We start from the raw sequence: 21,436 nt of genomic DNA, 5'->3' as shown, positions 1-21,436 counted from the left end.
AAAGGCATTAAGAAAATATCATGAAGAAGTTACTAGTGCTAATGGCATGCCTAATGGTGTGTGGGGTTTCCTTTGCCCAAAATTTCAATAAAATAACAGGGAAAATTGTTGATGAAAAAGAGGCAGCTTTACCTTTTGCCATCATTAGAGTAATGAACTTTGCAGATACAAGTGTGGTAAAAAGCGTTTCCAGCAATCAAGACGGAGATTACGAAATTACTCTGTTAAAAAGCGGAAGTTATCTTTTATCAGTTTCTATTGTAGGCTATAAAAGTTTAAAAACGGATCGAATTTTATTAACAGCTGATTTAAAAATGCCCAATATTAAATTGGAAGGTTTAACCAAGCAATTGAAAGAAGTAAGTATTTCAGGTAAAAAACCATTTATTGAGCATCAAATTGATAAAACAGTTTTAAACGTAGAAAATAGTATCACCGCAACTGGCGGAACAGCCCTGGATGTTTTGGAGAAAGCACCAGGCGTGCAGATTGATCGGCAAAGTGAACAAATTAAGCTCAACAATAAATCGGGCGTTTTAATTATGATCGATGGGAAAACCAATTTCTTATCAGGGGCAGATGTTACCGCATTGTTGAGCAATATGAGTGCGGAACAAATCTCTACCATAGAATTGATCACTAATCCTTCATCAAAGTATGATGCTGCGGGAAACGCAGGAATTATTAACATCAAACTAAAGAGAAACAAAGCTTATGGTACGAACGGAACGATTTCTTTTAATGGCGGACAAGGATTAATGCCCAATTCGCCAACTGATTTATACCGTGCCGGAGTAAATTTGAATTTAAATCATAGGCAAGGAAAATGGAATGTTTTTGGGAACGGCGCCATGGCCAGAAAATCGAATTTTAATAATACATTCTTAAATCGTACCACTTTAGCCAATGGTTTGGCCAGTTCACTCACTCAAAATTTCGATCGTAAGAATAAGGGTTTAGGTTTTCAAGGCAAATTGGGTACGGATTATTATGCATCAGAGAAAACTGTTTTCGGAGTAATGCTGGATGCCAATACGGTTAAAACCAAGCTTACCAATTTTAGTAACACAAATATCAATGCAATGCAAAATGGAATATCCACTTTAAGTGCTATTCTGCAAGATGCTTATTCTACTTCGCCAGCGAGCAATTTAACGGCAAATTTTAATATTAAACACGATTTCGATAAAAATGGAAAGAGCTTAACTTTCGATATGGATTACTCGGGTTTCAGCAATGAAAAGGAAGAGAATTTTTTGGCTAACTATTTAAATGCCAATGGAAACTCAGACAATAAAACAACTTTGCGTAATACTACCGATGCAAAAATTAATGTTTACGCCGCTAAAACTGACTTAACGCTTCCACTTTCTAAAACAATGAAAATTGAAACTGGCTTGAAAAGTAGTTATGTGGTAACCAATAATGATTTTTTATCTGAACAATTTTCATCAGGCGTTTGGCAAAATGATTTAGGGAAATCGAACAATTTCGTTTACAAAGAAAACATTAATGCCGCTTATGCCAACTTTTCTAAAGAGTGGAAAGTATGGCAAATCCAGCTTGGTTTAAGAGCCGAACATACACACTCTAACGGAAATTCGATTACGGATAATAAAGAGGTTGAGCGAAATTACCTTTCCTTGTTTCCTACTGCATTTGTTAACCAAAAAATCAGCGAAAAGCATAATATTCGTTATTCCTACAGCAGGAGAGTAGATCGTCCTAATTATCAACAGCTCAACCCCTTTGTTTTTTATATGGATCCATTGGCTTTGGATCAAGGAAATCCATATTTGAAACCACAATTTACCAATAGCTTCGAAATTAATTATAGCTATAAGGAAGCTTCATTAACATTAGGTTACTCAGATACACGAGATATGATTACCCAAATTAGTCAGCAAAATGATGAAACCAGGGTGATCAGTGTGATCAGGCAAAACTTAGGTCGTTTCCAGAATTTCTCTGCTGGTGTGTACGTGCCGATTAAGATTGCTAAATGGTGGAATATGCAAAACAATGCCAGCGTTTATTATAGCAAATTTGAAGATGGCAATTTAGAAGGCGGAGCATACAGCGCAGGCCAGGCAGCAGTAAATTTATACAGCTCCAGTTCTTTTACATTACCCCAAAACTTCAGCATAGAAATTAATTTTTGGTTAAATACACCCCGTGTTTCTGGTGTAGAGCGAACCACAGTTACGCAATATGCCTTTAACGCAGGAATTCAGAAAAGCGTGCTCAATAAAAAGCTTAAGCTGCGATTAAACATGGACGATATATTTCTGACGAATTACTGGGCAGGAAGTTTGATTTATCAGAATGTGAATATGACCGTTACCAATCGTTACACCAGCAGAAGAGCGAATTTTAGCATTAGCTATGGTTTCGGAAACCAAAATGTGAAGTCGGCCAGATCGAGAAATACGGCTACGGAGGATATTAAAAACAGAGCTGGTTCTTAGCTTGGAGTGGGGAGTTTGGAGTCCACAGTCTTGAGTGGATTAGCAATTGAACAATTATTAATCAGTAACTAAAACAAATCAACATGAAAATATTATTATACATTACTTCAATTTTATTGGCATCTTTTAGCTTTGGCTGCAAAACGAAGGGAGGAAATTTATCCCTGAAAACTGTAGATACCAATACAGCATTTAAGTTTACAGCAAAATTTGATGAAGCTAAAACCCGCCAATTAAACGAATATTTAGACAGTGCATTAAACAATAAACTACCACTCGAGCAAAATATCGATTTGTTAGTGAATTTGAATGGAGAGGATATATTCAATTTAAAAGCTAACTCTGGATGGCTCGAAATTAACTTAGATAAAAGAAATACCTCTATGGCTGGGTATATGAAAGTTAAAAAGCTGACAGAAGGAGTCCAGGAAATAATGACCAAGAAATAGCTAATTAATCACGCGGCAAGTCAGTCACAGTCTTTTTATATAAATTTCATTTGATGATTGTTATCTTGTGCAATTGAACAATGACGATTAATATGAAAAAAATATTTTTTACACTACTGCTCTTACAACTTGTTTTACTTACTGCGTTCAGCCAATCGAAGCCTCCATTTTGGGACGATGTACAAACGATTAAAAAGTACGATAAAATGTTTCAACCGCCGGTTCACCCAGTTTTGTTTGTAGGCAGTTCATCAATAAGAAAATGGGATGACTTAACGCAGGTTTTCGCAAAATATAACGCTTTGAACCGTGGTATTGGCGGCGCAGTTACCAACGATATTACCTACTATTTAAACGATATCGTTTTCCCCTATCACCCACGCCAAATTGTATTGTATGTTGGTGAAAATGATCTTCCAGATCCTAAAACGACAGCAGATAGTGTACTCAACAGAACCATAAGATTATTTAATTCCATCAGAGCAAAATTGCCAAATGTGCCCATCGTTTATATTTCGATAAAACCAAGTCCGAGTAGAGATAAGTTTAGAGAAAAGGCCGTTGCTTCCAATGCATTGATCAAAAAATTTATAAGCGAACAGGTTGATGCCAAATATGTAGATATCTATCCTTTAATGCTTACCAGGGATGGGCAAAACCGTCCTGAATTGTTTGTGGGTGATATGTTACACATGAATGCTGCGGGTTACGCCATTTGGAAAAAGGCTGTTGAAAAGCATTTGATAAAAAGATAGACGCTTCAAATTCGTACATTTGAAAACATCTTAAAAATCAGATCCGTTAAACATGCCGTTAAAACCGTATTTGCTCATTTTCTTTCTCAGTTTTTTTAGTTTAACCCTTTTTGCGCAAAACAAATTTACTTTAAGTGGCACTATTCGCGATGCGAGTTCTGGCGAAACACTTATCGGTGCTACAATTAAAATTACCGGTGCAACTCCTGCAGGTACGCTAACCAATAATTACGGTTATTTCGCCCTTACTCAACCCGAAGGAACTTATACCGTAACAATAAGCTACACGGGATTTGCAAGTGTTATAAAAACTATCAATCTGAATAAGGATACAAAACTTAACGAAGAATTAAATGATGCAAATGATTTAGCCGAAGTTACGGTGAGCGCCAATAACCGGAAAAATGAAAACGTAAAAAGCGCACAAATGGGTTTAGAACGTATTGATATGAAATCGTTAAACTCTATTCCGGTTTTATTGGGCGAAAAAGATGTTTTGAAAACTATTCAACTTTTGCCAGGTGTAAAATCCGGTGGCGAAGGCAATACGGGTTTTTATGTTCGCGGAGGTGCTGCCGATCAAAATTTAATTATTTTGGATGAGGCTGTTGTTTACAATTCATCACACTTATTGGGCTTCTTCTCTACCTTTAACGCCGATGCCATTAAAGATGTAAGTTTATACAAAGGCGGTATGCCAGCGCAATATGGGGGTAGATTATCGTCGGTTTTAGATGTTAAGATGGACGATGGAAATAACAAGGAATTTAAGTTTCAGGGTGGAATTGGGTTGATCGCTTCGCGATTGAAAGCAGAGGGGCCGATTGTAAAAGATAAAGGTTCATTTATGGTGAGCTTTCGGCGAACTTATATTGATTTGTTTTTAAGGGCTTCACCAGATTCTTCAATAAATGGCAGTACTTTGAATTTCTACGATATCAATGCCAAAGCCAATTACAAAATCAACGATAAAAACACCATTTATATCTCAGGTTATTTTGGTAAAGATAATATTGGGGTTAAAGATCTTTTTGAGAATAACTGGGGAAATGTAACGACAACGATCCGTTTAAATCACATTTTTAATGATCGTTTATTTTCCAATACCTCATTAATTTACAATAACTATAATTATACGGTGAGGTTGTTAAATGATGTAACCAATTTCAAGGCGACCTCATTGGTACGGGATTTTAACTTTAAAGAGGATTTTCAATATTTTAGCAACAAGCACACTTTGCGTTTTGGATTAAATGCCACGCATCACCGCATTTCTCCAATTGACATTACCACCAGTCAGGAATCGCAGGTTAATCCGCTTACGCAAGAAAAACGATATGGTTTAGAAAGTGCCGTGTATGTTTCTGATGAATGGGCGGTAACCGAAAAACTGAATTTATTATACGGATTAAGATTGGCTGCATTTTCATTATTAGGGCCTGGTAATTTCAGTAGTTACGATGCTGATGGCAATATCTTATCATCAGATGAAGTAGAAAGCGGTAAGTTTTATAAGAATTATTTAAACCTGGAGCCGCGTTTTTCGTTGAGCTATTTGTTTAATGAAGAGAATTCTGTTAAAGCTTCTTATAACAGAAATACGCAGAATATCCACATTTTAACCAATGCTACATCAAGCTCTCCAACTGATCAATATGTGTTGAGTAGCAATAACATCAAACCAGAAATTGCAGATCAGGTTGCTGTTGGTTATTTCAGAAATTTTGCTGAAAATAACTATGAATTCTCTGGCGAGGTGTATTACAAATGGATGCAAAATCAAATTGATTACAGAGATGCTGCTGAACTGTTAGGCAATTCAAACGTAGAATCAGAACTTTTATATGGAACGGGTAGGGCTTATGGGTTGGAATTGTTCTTTAAAAAGAAGTTTGGAAAGTTGAATGGTTGGGTGGGCTACACATTATCAAGAACGGAAAGAAAGTTTGCTGGATTGAACAATGGTAATTATTTCCCATCCAGGCAAGATCGTACGCACGATGTATCGTTTGTGGGCATTTATAATTTGAATAAACGCTGGACTTTTTCTTCGAGTTTAATTTACAGCACAGGAAATGCGGTGACTTATCCGGCAGGGAAATATGTTGTCGGTGGACAAACCGTATATTATTACACCCAAAGAAATGCTGGTAGAATGCCCTACAATATGCGGTTAGATTTAAGCGCAACGCTTGAAGGTAGAAATAAAGGCAGATTTCAATCAAGCTGGAATTTTGGCGTGTATAATGCTTTGGGTAGAAAAAATCCTTATTCTGTCGAATTTATTAATGATCCAACCGATGCAAGTAAAACTGTGGCCGAACAAACCTCATTATTCGGTATTATTCCATCGGTAACCTGGAACTTTAAATTTTAAAACCATGAAGAAATTAATTCTATATATCGCTGTTTTGAATTTATGCTTTACTTCCTGTAAAAAGATTATTGAAGTGGATACCAATAACGCAGCAGCGCAAATTGTAATCGAAGGCAATATTACCGATCAGCTCATTGATCAGCAGATCGTGATTAGTAAAACTGTTGGCTATGATGAGAAGGGCATTTATCCGAAAGTATCTGGCGCCACTGTTATCGTAACTGACGACAAGGGAAGCAGATATACGTTTATGGAAAAAACACCAGGCGTTTATGTGCAGGCAATGCGTGGCATTTCTGGTAATACCTATAGCTTAAATGTAAGTGTAGAAGGTAAAACTTATACCGCGAGTTCTAAAATGCCAAATCGGGTAAAATTGGATTCGATAGGCGTGGTTAGCAATTCTTTTTTTAGCAACGAACGTAAAACCGCAGCCGCCTATTTAGTTGATCCTGAAAACGAAACCAATTTTTATCACTTCAATCTTTACGTAAATAATCTATTTTCACGGAGAATATATGTAAATAATGATCGCTTGACTAACGGAAATAAATTGCGTATTCAGCTTTTTTACGAATCGGACGATGATGACGATGATGGGTTGAAGTCTGGAGATAAAATTAGCGTAGAGGCCGAAAGTATCGATTCTAATATTTTTGATTACTGGTATACCTTAAGCCAGCAATCTGGCCGTGGGCCAAATCAAGGTACCACACCTGCTAACCCACCATCAAATATTTCGAATAATGCTTTAGGATATTTCAGCGCACACACCTATCAAAAGCTGAGCACTGAGGTTAAGTAATGGCTAATATTTTTTTGCTAAAACACCCATAATTATTTGCTGTTTCAAGAGTATGAAAGTATTTATAAGTGGAAACATTGCGCCTGATGCTTTGCAGAAATTGGAAGATCATCATATACAAATTACCCAGTGGAAAGAAACACGACAAATCACACCTAAAGAGCTAATAGAAGCCTGTAAGGATCAAGATGGGTTTATAAGTGTTGGTCCGAATAAGATTAATGCCGATTTTTTAAATGCTAGTAAACATTTAAAAGTAATCGCACTCCATTCGGTTGGTTTTGATCAGGTTGATGTAGAAACTGCCAAGAAATTAAATCTCCCTGTTGGAAACACGCCTGGCGTTTTAAGCGCCGCAACAGCCGAAACTGCTTTTTTATTGATGATAGCGGTATCGAGAAAAGCTTTCTTTTCGTACAGGAAAATTATAGATGGCAAGTGGGAAAAATACGAGCCTGCAACGGAACTGGGTATTGAAATTAGCGGCAAAACGCTTGGTGTTTTTGGTTTAGGTAAAATTGGTTTGGAAATGGCGAAGAAATGCAAAGCCGCATACGGCATGCAGGTGATTTACCATAACCGATCTAGAAATGAGGATGCCGAAAAAGAGCTTGATGCCAAATATGTTTCATTCGATGAGCTCTTGGAACAAAGTGATGTATTGACCGTTCACACTGCTTTGACGGATGAAACTAAGGGCAAATTTTCGATTGATGTATTCAAGAAAATGAAGCCGAATGCTATTTTTATCAATACAGCTCGGGGCGGCATTCATAATGAAAAAGACTTAACGCAAGCTTTGGAAGAAAAGATTATTTGGGGTGCAGGTTTGGATGTTACCAATCCGGAGCCAATGGGTAAAAATAATCCGTTATTGTTTATGGAAAGTGTTGCCGTTTTACCCCATATTGGCTCTGCTACCGAAGAAACCAGAGCGGCCATGGCCGAGTTAATTGTGGAGAATATTCTGGCTGGCTTAAAGGGAGAGCAAATTCCCTATCCAATTTATTAATCACGTAAAAAAGGGCGTTAGATTCTCAAATCTAATACCCTTTTAGCTTTGGTTTCGTTTCTACTTCACCAAATATTTCATTACCGATCGGCCAATATTTCCGTTGGCATCAATACCTTCAATAATCACTTTGTATTGCCCTTTACCATCTGCGTTGTAAAACTCTACCGAAGAATTTCCAGTGGCATCCGTTACAATTTTTGGATTCCAATAAATAGTGGTGCGCAGATCATTTCTGTTCATGTTAGCGGCAACGTCATAACGTGGCGAGTAAAACTGTTTTTCCTTGTTATATCCCTGCGGAGAGAAGGTAAGCTCGTAGTTTTTAGGTAGCATATCCAAAAGTTGCGCTTTCGATATTTTCTGTCCTTTCGGTGCTTTTTTCTGATTGATTACGATTACCCCGTTTACATTGTTTGCTCTGTTTACCAAGCCGAGCTCATCTCTTAAAAAGATTTCTATCGATTCTATTTCAGATGCATTTAAGGTATTAATCTGATTCACATCCACATTCATTCCATTGATGAAAATTCCCATTGGCGTTCTGTTTCCTTGGTTGTAATCTCTGCTCACATAAAAATTATTATCCATATATGTTACACCAGCCATCATCGTTTGCAAACAGTTAATCAGCAAATTACAGCCTTGTAATCTATCGCCTGTTATCTCATGGTCGGCAATTTGACTTAAACCACTTAAAGCAGGGTAATCTTTGTGGCTCACCTTTGGTATTGTAGCCGCTTTAATGGTCACATCTTTTAAAGTGTGTAAATAGGCATACTGTTTTTTACTATTATCTAAGTAAGTGGTTAATGCACTATCAATATTTAAAACCTCTTCTGCCGCACTAAAATTTCTGGTTAAGGCAGGCGTTGGCGATCCATTTAAACTAATCGTCATGGCTTTATAGTTCACATTATATTTGGCAGAGATGGTTACTTTTGATGAATCATTTAACACGAGATTTTGTATCTTAAAATTACCCACCGGATCTGTAGTCACCTGCGAATTGAAACGCTTGTCTGGGATGGTTACCAGTATCGTACCCTTTCTTACAGGAATACCATTATTCATTCTTAAAACACCCGTAAGGTCGATACCCTGCTCAGGCAAGAAGCTGATTTTTGGCAATTTGTTACTTAAAATGTCAGTGTATTTAAACGATCGATATCCTTGGGTAAGCAATAAAACGTCCAGGTCGGCATTTTTCTTCGCATCGGGTGCGTTGAAGTAATAATTTGGTTTTTCAATGTATCCTTTTAGGTCGCTACTTAAAAGTAGCCCTGTTAAAATGGTTGTAGCGCCATCTTCACTAGAGGGAACTTTGCTCTCATCAACCACCGCAATAGAAAATGTACCTTCTACCGGAGTACCATCTTTTTTGGCGGCGATATTCACCTTAACCTTTTTCTTAACTCCGGATGTTGGTGTAGGCGTGGAGAGTGCTATATTTAATGCATTTTTATTTTGTACAAAAACCAATCTCTCGCTTAAAGGTTTTCCTGCATCTGTAAATAGTGTAAACTGGGCAATTCCCATTGGGAATTTAGATTTCAAAATAGTGGTGCTGTATTCTTTAGATGAGAGTGCAGTTTGGGCACCGTAACAAATAACGCCTTTGCTTTGCGCAACCAGGTAAAATTTCTTGCCCTGGTTCTGCTGGAAAAAAGTATCATTTGAAATAATTTTAACCGCAACATTTTCCGGATTGCTATTATCGATATTTACTAAAATGCCCGATTCGTTAACTGCTGGTAGCGAATAACTTTGTGTCGTTCCATCTGCAAAGGTTACATTGGCTTTGTAAGTTTTTCCACTTTCGGCAAGCAAATTAAAGCTTCCCATTCCTAATCTTTGTGCCGTAAATGTGGCAACTTGTTTGCCATCATTATCGGTTACGGTGCCTTTTGAATTAATCCCCAAACCATCACTTTTAATAGCTTTAAAGGCGACTTTATTGGTTAGGCCAGCAATCAGGCTTCCTCCTTCAGGGAAAAGTTGAAAATCTTTGGTAAGGATGGCATTCTCTAGTTGAAAAATATTGCTTACCAGATCTTTCTCGGTAGTATTAATGGAGGTAACCAGTTCACCTTTTTTAAGCTGGTATTCGGCTTTTTGATTGGCAGTCATCGCGATGGTGAGGTAGCCGTTCGCATCTGTAGTTCCTCTGCCTTTTGCAATCACTGTAAAGCTTGTTACCACCTGCCAGCTTACGTTTCTATTCGCGTAAGGCTTATTATTTGCATCTTTAAATTGAATACGGGCATCAATTTTCTCTAGCTTATCTGTCGAAGTATTCTTGTAAGTGATATGCGTTTTAACCTCCTTGTCTATCGCCTCACCCACGTAAAATGTCTTGTTGAAATAACTCGGATCGTCGAAATTTAACATCCACATGGTGTAAGCCCGAATATGGTAGTTTCCTTGTTTATAATTTACCTGATCTAATGGAAAACTTCCGTTCGCCACGCCACCTACAATAGGCAACTTCAAGGTTTGGATAAGTGAATCCTTTTGGTTGATCACATCAACATAAACGATTTTGCTTATGCCCGATAAGAAATTTTGATTTTCTGTTAAATAAGCCTTAAACCACACGGTATCGGCAATGGCATAATAAGGCTTATCAAAATGAAGATAAATTTTTTCGGCAGGATAATCATTTAGAACTTTGCTGGTTTTCGCTATTAAAGTATTGATGCTAACGGTATCAGTTTGTGCCGACGAAGATAAATTTAGGAGTGATAGGATTGAAAATATTAAAAACGGTAATCTAAAAATCTTCATGAATTGGAAATTAAATACTAAAAGGTAAATATATCCAATTAAAAATAGAGCACCTAAATTGTATGCATCTTTAACATTTTTTTAAATAAAAGAGTTTAGGGCATAAAAAAACAAGCTACTTTTAAATAGCTTGTTTCGTTATACCTTTAGATGTGAATTTCTTATTTGTATTCGATTACGAATTCGTTTAAAGGTGTGCGTACTTTTTTCAGGTTCACCAACCAGTCTCCAGCTTCGTCTCTATGGCCCAATGGCAATAGAGTTACACTTTTTAATTGTTTTTTATCCAAGCCTAATAATTCATCTAATTCTGCAGCATTAAAGCCTTCCATTGGAGTAGAATCTACTTTTAAAAGGGCAGCTTGAGCAAGTGCGATACCAAAGGCGATGTAAGCTTGTTTAGCAGCGTGGTGAAAGTTTTCTTCTGCTGGTTTCGACAAGATCATCCCTTTCAACTGGTTTTTGTAAGCATCAGTTGTATCTAAAGGTAAACCACGTTCCGTGTTCATTCTATCGAACACTTTATCGATACCTTCGTCAGTATAATTTTCTTGGGCTGCAAAAACCAATAGATGTGATGAATCAATAATCTGCGATTGGTTATAAGCAATAGGAGCAATTTTTTCTTTCAATTCTTGATTGGTAATTACAATAACTTTAAACGGTTGCAAGCCCGAAGAAGTTGGTGCCAATAAAGCTGCTTGTATAATTTGATCAACTTTATCTTGTTCTACAGGCTGACCATTCATTTTTTTAACTGCGTAACGCCAGTTTAGTGCATCTATTAAGCTCATGATATTTTCTTTCAATTTTGTGCCTCAAATATCATCATTACAAATTCCCGTTTTGTTGATGTATGGTAAGAAAGCAGTTGGTAGGAGAAATGGTGTTAAACAAATTGGAGAAGTTATTCTGCAAACTTTAAGTCGCTTCTTACTGGAAAATGATCCGATAGTTTAGCCTCCGTGATGTTATAGTTTAACACTTCGAGATTTTTTGAAGTTAAAATATAATCGATTTGAAAGTTGGGAAATTTACCATTGTAAGTTTTGCCCATACCCGAGCCTTTTTTAACGAAAGCATTGTTTAAGCCCTCAGTAATTTGAGTAACCACATAGGATGCTGGAGTATCGTTGAAATCTCCGGCGATTAAATAGGGGGTTTTACAAGACGCCATTTCCTTTTTCATCAAATCTACCTGGCCGCTGCGTTTTAGAAACGCACTTTTAAGCATACGCAAAATTCGTTTTGAAGGTTGAAGCTGGGTATTCATTTCTTTAACCTTGTCCAAATATTCGTAATCCTGTTTTTCAAACGAAATAGATTGGAAGTGAACATTGTACACCCGAAGTGTTTTACCCGAGATATTTAAATCTGCATAGATGCTCATGTTGCCATTGTAACCATCTACGAAAGGGATTTTGCCGCTACCTACTATTGGGTATTTAGTGAAAATAGCCAGCCCGTAAGCCTCGAAGTCGTTTTTATTGGTCGGTACGAAATAGAAATGCTTTAATTTTAAAACCGTTTTTAAGCTATCGATAATATCAAAGTTGCCTTTAAAGCGGGTATAAAACTCCTGGAAACAGATAATATCCGGGTTCTCATCTTTCACTACTTTAAGCATCTTTTCTTTTACCGACTCATCATTCTCACCTCCATAAAGTTTAAAAGTATGCACATTGTAGGTCATCATTCTGATGCTATTTTCTACTTTTTCCGGGCCACCTTTATCGCCGCCAAATGAAAAAGTTGCTTTTAATGTTTTAAAACCAAAAGCAATAACAATGATGCTTACAATAGCGAATACCAATTTTTTACTAATGCACCACCAGGCCAAAAAAATGATATGAAAAAATAATACGTAGGGATAGGCCAGGCCAAAAAATGCAATTAATGCATGTTTGCGTGGATCCATATTGCCGGCAACAGTACCAAGTATTAAAGCAATTGCCAGTAGTACTGCAACAGGTAGTAAAAGTTTATCGAAGAAATTGTATTTCTTTTTCGCCATTAATCTTTGCTTGCTTTAAAAAGTTTTTCTTTCTCTGTAGCAGATAGTTTATCATAACCTGATGAAGATATTTTATCTAAAATGGCATCAATTTCCTGTTGAGAAACCTCGTTAAAAACCGGTTTTCTCGGAGTCGGTTTTTCGTTGCGCACAACCTTTAGCTTAGGTTTGCGTTCGAAGATCTTGCTCCAGTCGCTCCCTTTTTGCAAACTTTTAATAAAGATGAAACCTAGAAGTGCGCCTCCGATATGCGCTAAATTTCCTCCTGCATTAGCAGACGATAAGCCTAAAAACGACAACAGGAAATATACAATGGCCACCCATTTTATTTTTACTTCTCCAAAAAGCAAGAGCATAATGCTATAGTTTGGCACCAGTGTAGCCGTGGCAACAATAATAGCCATTACTGCAGCCGAAGAACCAACAACAGTTCTGTTTATTAATCCATCAGCAAAGGCAGGGATGATATTTAACCCGGCGATATAAATCAAAGCGCCAACTAACCCGCCTGCGAGATAAACAAAATGAAATTGACGGGACTTCAAAAAGTTCATAAAGATATTACCAAACCAGAATAAACCAAGCATGTTAAACAGCAGGTGCAGAAAGCCATCATGGAAAAACATGTAAGTAAAAATGGTATAGAATCGGGTTGGCAAAGCGGTAATTTGAGCGGGTACTCCAAAATACTCTCTAATCCAATCTCCAATAATGAAATCGGTTCTGCCTAAAAATAAGAATACAGCAATAATGGCGGTAACCAAAAAGATAATCACGTTTATTCCTATATATAGAAATAAGGGATTGCCCGATTGAAAAATCTTAAACTTTAAATCTTTAACCGTATTATTCATAGTAAGTATAAAAGTTTGTGTTCTTATCCTTCCAAATTTTAACCAGGATGAAGCCGATTAAAGCACCACCCAAGTGGGCGTAATGTGCAATTGAATCGCCTTCAAAACGACTAACGCCTAAAAATAATTCAACTAAAATATAAAATGGGATGATATATTTCGCTTTAACCGGTACTGGGATAAACATAATATAAAGTTCAGCATTTGGATATAACATTCCAAAAGCTACCAACAACCCAAATACTGCCCCTGAGGCACCTAACATGCCTCCACCGTAAATTTGCCCTATGGTTTGGTAATCTGCCTGACTTTTTATTTGATTTTGCCAGCCTTCGTACAGCGTAAAATGGCCAATAATTTGGTTAACCTCTATGGCTTGAACTGCCCATTGGAGTAATAAAGCACCCAAGCCAGTTATCAAATAAAATATAAGGAATTTTTTGCCTCCCCAACGCGTTTCCAATAAACTTCCGAAGGAGTAAAGTGCAAACATATTGAAGAAAATGTGAGCAATACCACCATGCATAAACATATAAGTGATTACTTGCCAGCCGCCAAATTTGGGAGAGTCAAAATAATAAACCGCTAGCATATCTTCCAAATTAATGGTAGAACTTAGAAAATAAGTTCCCACAAAAAAGAGAATGTTAATGATTAGCAGGTTTTTAACTATTGGAGGGATATACAGGTTGTTCATTTATGAATTTATTAGCGCCACCCAACCTCCCCAGAAGGGAGGAGTTTAAAGCGTTGTTTTGTTTTTCTATTTACTTTATTCAGGAATCTTTTTATTTGCTCTTTGCTCCTGGCTCTTGTTCCTTGCTCCTTGCTCCTTATTCCTTACTCTTCGCCTTACTTTTCAAACTTCTTATCTAATTCTCCCAAGGTTATGGTTTGAATCACTGGTTTTCCACTCACGCTAAAATTAGGGGTTTTACAGGCAAAAAGTTCATCAATCAGCGTATTCATTTCTTCCTGGCTTAATGCAGTTCCGGCTTTTATCGCACTGTTTTTTGCCAGCGTTCGGGCCAGGCTATCTCTTTTAGTTAACTTCAATTCCTGCTGAGAGTTTTTGAAACCTTCAATTAGTTGCTCAAATAGTTGTGTTTCGTTGATATTACTGCTTCCTAAATCAACCGGAACACCTTCTACAACCAACGTATTTTTTCCGAATTCACGTACATCAAAGCCTAAACTTTTTATATCGTCCAATAAACTTTTGGCCAGTTCGAAATCGTTGGCGTTAAGGGTAATGGTTTGCGGAAATAAACTTTGTTGCGATGCGCCTTTCCTATCGTCTAAATGTACTAGAAATCGTTCATAAAGAATACGCTCGTGTGCCATTTGTTGATCGATAACCATTAAACCCGATTTAATCTGCGAAACAATGTAACGGTTATGCAATTGCATATATTGCTTTTGCTTCGTTTCAAAGACCGGTTCGTCTGTGTAAAACGATGTTTGTTCGATCACCGGTTGCTTCACCACTTCATAAAGCGAGCCCCAGTTTTTTGCACTCGGTTTTGCTTCATAGTTTCTTGATGAAGTGGCATATCCTGAAACGGAACTGCTGTCGCTGGCAAAAGGATTAAAATCGGGATTGAAATTAATACTAGGCGGAACAATATCTTCCACTGCCTTTTGCGTAATCATGTTACTGAAACCCGTTTCCTGATCAAAATCTAAAGTAGGAGAGATGTTATATCTCCCAATAGAACGTTTTACAGCAGATTTCATGATCGCATAAATAGATTTTTCATCTAAATACTTAATCTCTGTTTTGGTAGGATGAACGTTTACATCAATTTTTGAAGGATCAATTTCAATGAAGAGGACGTATAACGGGTAGCTATCATCTGGCAAAAGATCTTCAAAAGCCGAACTTACGGCGTGATTTAAATACGGGTCTTTAATAAATCGATTGTTTACAAAAAAGAATTGCTCACCACGGGTTTTCTTGGCGAAAGCCGGTTTTCCGATGTAGCCTTTTAAATTTATTATGGTTGTTTCCTCTTCAACAGGAACCAATCGCTCGTTGTAATTATTGCCAAAAATGTGGACAATACGTTGTTTTAAGTTTCCTTTCGGGAGGTTAAAAATTTCTGTCCCGTCATGATGCAAGCTGAAAAATACCGTTGGGTGTGCCAATGCTACCCTTGTAAATTCATCAATAATATGACGCATTTCTACCGGATTGCTCTTTAAGAAATTACGACGGGCAGGGGTATTGTAAAACAAATTTTTAATGGCAATTTGTGTGCCCGCAGGCGTCGCCACGGGTTCTTGTGCAGTTACCAAAGCGCCTTCAATAGAAATGCAGGTACCAATTTCGTCTTCATGGCGGCGGGTTTTCATTTCTACCTGAGAAATTGCAGCTATCGAAGCCATCGCTTCGCCACGAAAACCCATAGTGCGAATAGCGAATAAATCTTCCGCCTTTTTTACTTTTGAGGTGGCGTGGCGCTCGAAACACATTCTGGCATCGGTAACGCTCATTCCGCAACCATTGTCAACAATCTGAATGAGTGCTTTTCCGGCATCTTTTATCACCAATTGGATTTTATCTGCGCCAGCATCAATCGAATTTTCAAGTAATTCTTTTACAGCAGAAGCAGGTCGTTGAACAACTTCTCCGGCAGCAATTTGATTGGCAACAGCATCAGGCAATAAGTGAATAATATCAGTCATGTATTAGGGCAAAGTGAATTTGCTAAATTATACAAAATAAGCTTAAGGATTTGGCTTTGTTTAAAACTCAACATGTAAATGACTGTTCGAAAAAGTCCAAAGTCAGCAGTCTGAAGTCCTAAGTCTTTTGTCTTGAACATCACCTATCAATTGTGCATCTCCTTTTAATCTTGATAAGAAAATATTGATGATCGCCAGCCGAATTTAAGAGCTAACCAATTTCGTAATCGGCATTTTACAAAGCCAATTCATTTCAATTTTCTATCTTTAACAACATGAAATCATTTCTCTTCGTCCTTTCTTTGGCGTTGTTTTTTTCTTCCTGCAGGAAGAAAGAACAAGCTGACCTGATCATTTATAATGCCATTATTTATACTGTTAATGATCAATTCGAAAAAGTTGAAGCTTTTGCCGTTAAAGATGGAAAAATTCTAGGCTTGGGTTCTTCAAAAGAGATTCAATCAAAATACGAGGCTAAAGAAGAAGTTAATGCCGATGGAAAATCAGTTTACCCAGGTTTTATCGATGCACATGCACATTTTTTCGGTTACGGGCAAAGCTTGCAAACAGCAGATTTAAGGGATACCAAATCCTGGGAGGAGATTTTGGAAAGATTGAAAGCGTTCGCTAAAACCCATCCAGATGGCTGGTTAATTGGCAATGGCTGGGATCAAAACGACTGGGAAAATAAAGCTTTCCCTACAAATGAAAAATTAACGGAATTATTTCCAAACCGACCAGTATTATTAAATCGTGTAGATGGACATGCTGCTGTGGTTAATCAAAAAGCTTTCGATGAAGCAGGGATAAAGGGTGAACAGAAATTAGTGGGTGGTGATATGCTTAGCGCCAACGGAAAATTGACTGGAGTTTTGATCGATAATGCGGTTGGCCTTGTAGATAGCAAAATTCCATCGCCTGATGAAAAACTGGCAACTAAAATTTTAACCGATGCGCAAGCAAATTGTTTTGCCGCTGGCTTAACAACGATTGATGATTGTGGCTTACCCTTTCAAGCGGTAGATTTTATCGAAAAAATGCAAAAGGACGGAAAGTTGAAAATGCGTTTATATGTCATGTTATCCGATGCTGAACAAAATTATGATTACCTGTTTAAACGCGGAGCAATTAAAACCGATCGACTAAATGTTCGCTCATTTAAAGTTTATGCTGATGGCGCTTTGGGGTCAAGAGGTGCTTGTTTATTACATCCTTACAGCGATATGCCAGCGAAAAGTGGTTTCTTGTTGAGCAATCGGAAGCATTTTGAGGAGGTAGCTGGAAAAATTGCAGCGCATAATTTTCAAATGTGCACCCATGCCATTGGCGATTCGGCCAACCGGGTAATGCTCAACATTTATAATAAAGTGCTCAAAGGCAAAAACGATAAACGCTGGAGAATTGAACATGCTCAGGTAGTAAACTCAAATGATTTCGCTCTTTTTGGAAAAGCGAATATTATTCCTTCCGTTCAACCAACACATGCTACTTCAGATATGTATTGGGCGGGAGAAAGATTGGGGCCAGAGCGGGTTAAAGATGCTTATGCCTACAAACAACTCCTTAAACAAAATGGCTGGATACCCCTGGGAACTGATTTTCCGGTGGAAAACATTAATCCATTATTAACGTTTTATGCTGCAACAGTGAGAGAAGATGCAAAGGGGTTTCCGAAAGGCGGTTTTCAAATAGAAAATGCGCTTACACCGGAAGAAGCTTTACGTGGGATGACCATTTGGGCCGCAAAAGCGAATTTTGAAGAAAAGGAAAAAGGCAGTTTAGAAAAAGGTAAATTTGCCGATTTTGTTATTCTTGATCACGATATTTTAAAATCAACCCCACAAAACAGATTAAAAACCAAAGTTTTAAAAACCTATTTGAACGGAGAAAAAGTATATGAAGCGAAATAGATTAGTCATTCTGGGCGTAGCGAGTTTCTTTAATGTTTTATGTTTAATGGCTTGTGCCCAAGACCATGCTACAAACGAAAAAAAGCTTTCTGTTGCCAATAATATTACCAGTTCAACCATTTTGCTGAACAATAAAGATGCTGTTATACCATTAAAATCTCTCGATAAAATAAACATTGCCTCAGTAAGTCTGGGGTTTTCTTACAGCTTAGTTTTTGATAGTTTAGCTAACAAATACGATAAAATTACATCGTTTTCTGCAGATAAATATAAGGATAGCGTAAACCTGAATGACCTGGAAGACGACCTTAAATATTTCAACGTTGTGCTGATTGCCATTGATGATCAGCAAACCACCAATGCCAAATACATCAATTTTATTAACAGTGTAAGCAAAACAAAAAAGGTGATCATTTCCCTTTTTGGAAATGGAACCGCATTAAAATCGTTTGATTTACTTCAGTCGCCCATTATTTGGACTGGAGAAAACAGTGCAGACGCAGCGGCCATTGTGCCGCAATATATTTTTGGTGGCATTGCAGCGGTAAATAAATTAACTAAAGCCTATTCTGCAAAATATACCGTAGGTTCTGGCTTTACAACTGACAAAACCCGGTTGAAATATACCGTTCCCGAGGATGCTGGTGTAAACTCTAATAATTTAAAAGAAATTGATGCGATTGCCGAGGAAACCATTAGAGAAAAGGCAGCCCCAGGTTTGGTGATTTTGGTGGCGAAGGATGGAAAAGTGATTTTTAATAAGGCTTACGGAACGCACACTTACGATACGAATCTTCCTGATAAGGTAACCGATATTTTCGATTTGGCTTCTGTAACGAAAGTTACAGCCACCACACCTTCGGTAATGCGTTTGTTCGAGGAGGGAAAGTTGAAATTGGATACTAATATCGGTGCCTATATTCCGAAAGCCCGAACTACGCCCATGAACAACATTCAAGTTCGTGAGGTGATGCTGCACCAGGCCGGTTTTATTCCATATATTCCATTTCACAATTACGTAAAAACTGGCGATTATAGTGTAGATTCTTCTGCTGCTTTCCCAACTAAAGTTGCCGATGGTTATTACATCAAAAAAGACTTTTTTAAGGATTTCATGTGGCCAAAGATGCTCAATTCGCCCATCAAAACTAGAGGGCAGTATGTTTACAGCGACATTAGTATGTATGTGATGAAGGATATCGTAGAGCACATTAGTGAGGAACCGTTAAACCAATATACGTACGAAAACTTCTACAAACCTTTGGGGATGCAGGCGGCCGGATTTTTACCTAGAAATCGTTTCGGTAGAGATCAAATTATCCCTACGGAGCAAGATACGTATTTCAGAAAAACGCTTTTAGTAGGTTATGTTCACGATCAGGGTGCAGCACTTGCCGGTGGTGTGTCTGGTCATGCCGGTTTGTTTTCTAGCGCCAATGATTTGGCCATCATTTATCAGATGCTTTTAAATCGTGGTACTTACGGGGGTACGCAATATTTTAAACCAGAAACGGTTGACATGTTTACATCAAAACAATCGAATGTAAGCCGCCGTGGTTTAGGTTTCGATCGTTGGGACCCGGATAGTACAAAACACTATCCATCAAACCTAGCTTCGCCGCAAACTTATGGGCATACCGGGTACACCGGCACTTGTGTTTGGGTAGATCCATCGAGAGGTTTGGTATATGTTTTCCTTTCCAATAGGGTTAATCCGAGCGTGAGCGATAAGCTTGGGAACTTAAGAATCAGAGGGCGGATTCAAGATGTAATTAACAAAGCGATTGACGAATCGAAGAAGTAGGATATAATATTCTTTACTGCTAAGTTTAGTATCATTGCAAGGTACAAAGCGATTGAAGCTTAATAGATTGCTTCGTGCTTCGCAATGACGAATGTTTTAATTATTCATCATCCAATAAGGTGATGCAATTATCAGAAAGTTTCTTTATTCGTGTATCAAATGTTTGAAGTGCCACATTGTTTTTAGATGTTTGATACAGATAAGTGATGATACCTTTAGTCGAATCGTCTGGATCGCAAGCGTAAGATTTTTCTAAATATGCTGCGGTTTTCGTCGATAGTTTTTTATAATCTTCTACCAATTTGCCATAAATGACAACGCTTTTTGAGTCGACGGCAGCATTCATCTTTTTAATCATCGCCTGGCAATCCTTAAAATAATGATTTCCTAAAGCAAGGTAAGGCACATAATAGCCAGGCGTCATTTTGATGCTTTTTTCATAATATTGAATCGCAAGAGTCATTTGATCGGTTTCTTCATAAAGCCTTGCCAAGTGATAGGTTACACTACCTATTTGCTTTTGGTTTAATTCAGAGGATCTTTTAATTAATGCTTCTGCTAAATTAATGGCTTTGCTTTTTTCACTGGCTTCAATCTGATTTGCAAAAAGTCCCAGTAGAGATCTTTAATATCTTGAGTTTGTGAGAAAGCGAACTGCGTAGCGGATAAAAGAAGTAAAAGTGTCAAGAAGCGTTTTTTCATGATTGTAAATTTTGGATGAATATACTATTCTTCTGGAAATCGAAAATGACTTAATGTTCATGCACATCTTTAAATTTGATCATATCCAATAGTTTTTGCTCCTTTTCATCATCAAATCCGCAGTTGCTTTTAAACTCCTTTGGATTTTCATAGGTGCCAAATAGCATATCCCACCATACAATGTCGCCATAATTATTGCTATGTTTTTCATATTGATGATGAATTCGGTGCATTTCTGGCCGCTGAAAAATGTAGCCAATCCATTGTGGTGTTTTCACATTGGTGTGGTAAAAAAATTCCCCCAGTGCTGTGCATAAAGTATAAATGGCTCCGGCTTCAGGATTAAGCCCTAATAATGTGTAAACCAAAAAACTTCCAATAATCGAATTTACTGTCATTTCTAATGGATGTTTGTAGAATGAGGTAATCACTTCTAAGCGTTGCGGACTGTGGTGAATTTGATGAAAACCCAGCCATAAAAAATCAACAGTATGCCTCCACCGATGCCACCAATAAAAAATAAACGTGGCAATAAAATAGGCGATAATACCGCCAAGCCAATTGGGAACAAAATTAGAGAGTTGAAAAACGGAGATAGATGAGAGCCATTTTTCCCAGGTAAATCCAGCTAAGACAACTATACTTAACTGAATGAAGTTAACTCCTAAAACCCTGATGGTCCACGTGGAAACGTTTGGCAATTTCCAGCCCGGTTTAATTCTTTCGAGTAGAAAGCAAAAACCAAATACGATAAAAATGATGATTAACATAGATTTAAAATTTATTGATCAAATCTATGATGTGCTAGTCT

16 protein-coding genes are annotated in these 21,436 nt (G+C 37.6%); 8 read left to right on the top strand and 8 right to left on the bottom strand.

From position 1 onward, the window contains the following. The first annotated feature begins 20 nt into the window (after nucleotides 1-20). The 6 genes from AC3ITD_RS15395 to AC3ITD_RS15370 all read left to right on the top strand — a co-directional run bounded on the left by AC3ITD_RS15395 (nucleotide 21) and on the right by AC3ITD_RS15370 (nucleotide 7,866). The gene (locus AC3ITD_RS15395; RefSeq protein WP_489361044.1) at nucleotides 21-2,468 is read left to right on the top strand and encodes an outer membrane beta-barrel protein; all 2,448 of its coding nucleotides are present in this window, start codon (nucleotides 21-23) and stop codon (nucleotides 2,466-2,468) included. A gap of 83 nt (nucleotides 2,469-2,551) precedes the next feature. Continuing rightward, nucleotides 2,552-2,917: a hypothetical protein gene (locus AC3ITD_RS15390; RefSeq protein ID WP_489361042.1), complete on the top strand. Its 366-nt coding sequence runs from the start codon at nucleotides 2,552-2,554 to the stop codon at nucleotides 2,915-2,917. A gap of 92 nt (nucleotides 2,918-3,009) precedes the next feature. Beyond that, complete coding sequence (locus AC3ITD_RS15385; protein WP_489361040.1) at nucleotides 3,010-3,672, top strand: GDSL-type esterase/lipase family protein; 663 nt, start codon at nucleotides 3,010-3,012, stop codon at nucleotides 3,670-3,672. Between the two features lie 52 nt (nucleotides 3,673-3,724). After that, nucleotides 3,725-6,049, top strand: coding sequence for a TonB-dependent receptor (locus AC3ITD_RS15380; protein WP_489361039.1), 2,325 nt, complete (start codon nucleotides 3,725-3,727; stop codon nucleotides 6,047-6,049). 4 nt (nucleotides 6,050-6,053) lie between these two features. After that, entirely contained in the window at nucleotides 6,054-6,854 is an 801-nt protein-coding gene (locus tag AC3ITD_RS15375; RefSeq protein WP_489361037.1) for a DUF4249 domain-containing protein, read from the top strand. Nucleotides 6,855-6,906: 52 nt separating this feature from the next. Then, nucleotides 6,907-7,866, top strand: a complete 960-nt coding sequence (locus AC3ITD_RS15370) for a 2-hydroxyacid dehydrogenase (RefSeq protein ID WP_489361035.1) — start codon at nucleotides 6,907-6,909, stop codon at nucleotides 7,864-7,866. Between the two features lie 60 nt (nucleotides 7,867-7,926). Here AC3ITD_RS15370 and AC3ITD_RS15365 read toward each other — a convergent pair whose 3' ends face one another. The 6 genes from AC3ITD_RS15365 to mutL all read right to left on the bottom strand — a co-directional run bounded on the left by AC3ITD_RS15365 (nucleotide 7,927) and on the right by mutL (nucleotide 16,209). Then, complete coding sequence (locus AC3ITD_RS15365) at nucleotides 7,927-10,653, bottom strand: carboxypeptidase regulatory-like domain-containing protein (protein WP_489361033.1); 2,727 nt, start codon at nucleotides 10,651-10,653, stop codon at nucleotides 7,927-7,929. Nucleotides 10,654-10,814: 161 nt separating this feature from the next. After that, nucleotides 10,815-11,447, bottom strand: a complete 633-nt coding sequence (locus AC3ITD_RS15360; protein ID WP_489361031.1) for an NAD(P)H-dependent oxidoreductase — start codon at nucleotides 11,445-11,447, stop codon at nucleotides 10,815-10,817. 113 nt (nucleotides 11,448-11,560) lie between these two features. After that, nucleotides 11,561-12,667, bottom strand: a complete 1,107-nt coding sequence (locus tag AC3ITD_RS15355) for an endonuclease/exonuclease/phosphatase family protein (RefSeq protein ID WP_489361029.1) — start codon at nucleotides 12,665-12,667, stop codon at nucleotides 11,561-11,563. Then, entirely contained in the window at nucleotides 12,667-13,521 is an 855-nt protein-coding gene (locus tag AC3ITD_RS15350) for a rhomboid family intramembrane serine protease (RefSeq protein WP_489361027.1), read from the bottom strand. Before AC3ITD_RS15350 ends, AC3ITD_RS15355 begins: the two co-directional genes overlap by 1 nt. Next, a complete protein-coding gene (locus AC3ITD_RS15345) occupies nucleotides 13,514-14,218 on the bottom strand; it encodes a rhomboid family intramembrane serine protease (protein WP_056848468.1) in 705 nt (234 codons plus the stop codon). The genes AC3ITD_RS15350 and AC3ITD_RS15345 overlap by 8 nt, the downstream gene beginning before the upstream one ends. A 155-nt stretch (nucleotides 14,219-14,373) precedes the next feature. Next, on the bottom strand, nucleotides 14,374-16,209 hold the full coding sequence (gene mutL, locus AC3ITD_RS15340) for a DNA mismatch repair endonuclease MutL (RefSeq protein ID WP_489361024.1): 1,836 nt from the start codon (nucleotides 16,207-16,209) through the stop codon (nucleotides 14,374-14,376). 275 nt (nucleotides 16,210-16,484) lie between these two features. On the opposite strand from mutL, the gene AC3ITD_RS15335 reads away from it, so the two are divergent. Continuing rightward, the gene (locus tag AC3ITD_RS15335; protein ID WP_489361022.1) at nucleotides 16,485-18,119 is read left to right on the top strand and encodes an amidohydrolase; all 1,635 of its coding nucleotides are present in this window, start codon (nucleotides 16,485-16,487) and stop codon (nucleotides 18,117-18,119) included. Further along, nucleotides 18,106-19,923: a serine hydrolase domain-containing protein gene (locus AC3ITD_RS15330; RefSeq protein WP_489361020.1), complete on the top strand. Its 1,818-nt coding sequence runs from the start codon at nucleotides 18,106-18,108 to the stop codon at nucleotides 19,921-19,923. Before AC3ITD_RS15335 ends, AC3ITD_RS15330 begins: the two co-directional genes overlap by 14 nt. A gap of 100 nt (nucleotides 19,924-20,023) precedes the next feature. On the opposite strand, the gene AC3ITD_RS15325 is transcribed toward AC3ITD_RS15330, so the two are convergent. Next, the gene (locus AC3ITD_RS15325) at nucleotides 20,024-20,416 is read right to left on the bottom strand and encodes a tetratricopeptide repeat protein (protein ID WP_489361018.1); all 393 of its coding nucleotides are present in this window, start codon (nucleotides 20,414-20,416) and stop codon (nucleotides 20,024-20,026) included. Nucleotides 20,417-20,675: 259 nt separating this feature from the next. After that, nucleotides 20,676-21,395, bottom strand: a complete 720-nt coding sequence (locus AC3ITD_RS15320) for a sterol desaturase family protein (RefSeq protein WP_489361016.1) — start codon at nucleotides 21,393-21,395, stop codon at nucleotides 20,676-20,678. Between the last annotated feature and the right edge of the window lie 41 nt (nucleotides 21,396-21,436).

The organism is Pedobacter sp. KH_004, from assembly GCF_057840755.1.
The sequence above is the reverse complement of the archived record's forward strand: the minus strand, read 5'-3'. Positions and strand labels throughout refer to the sequence as shown.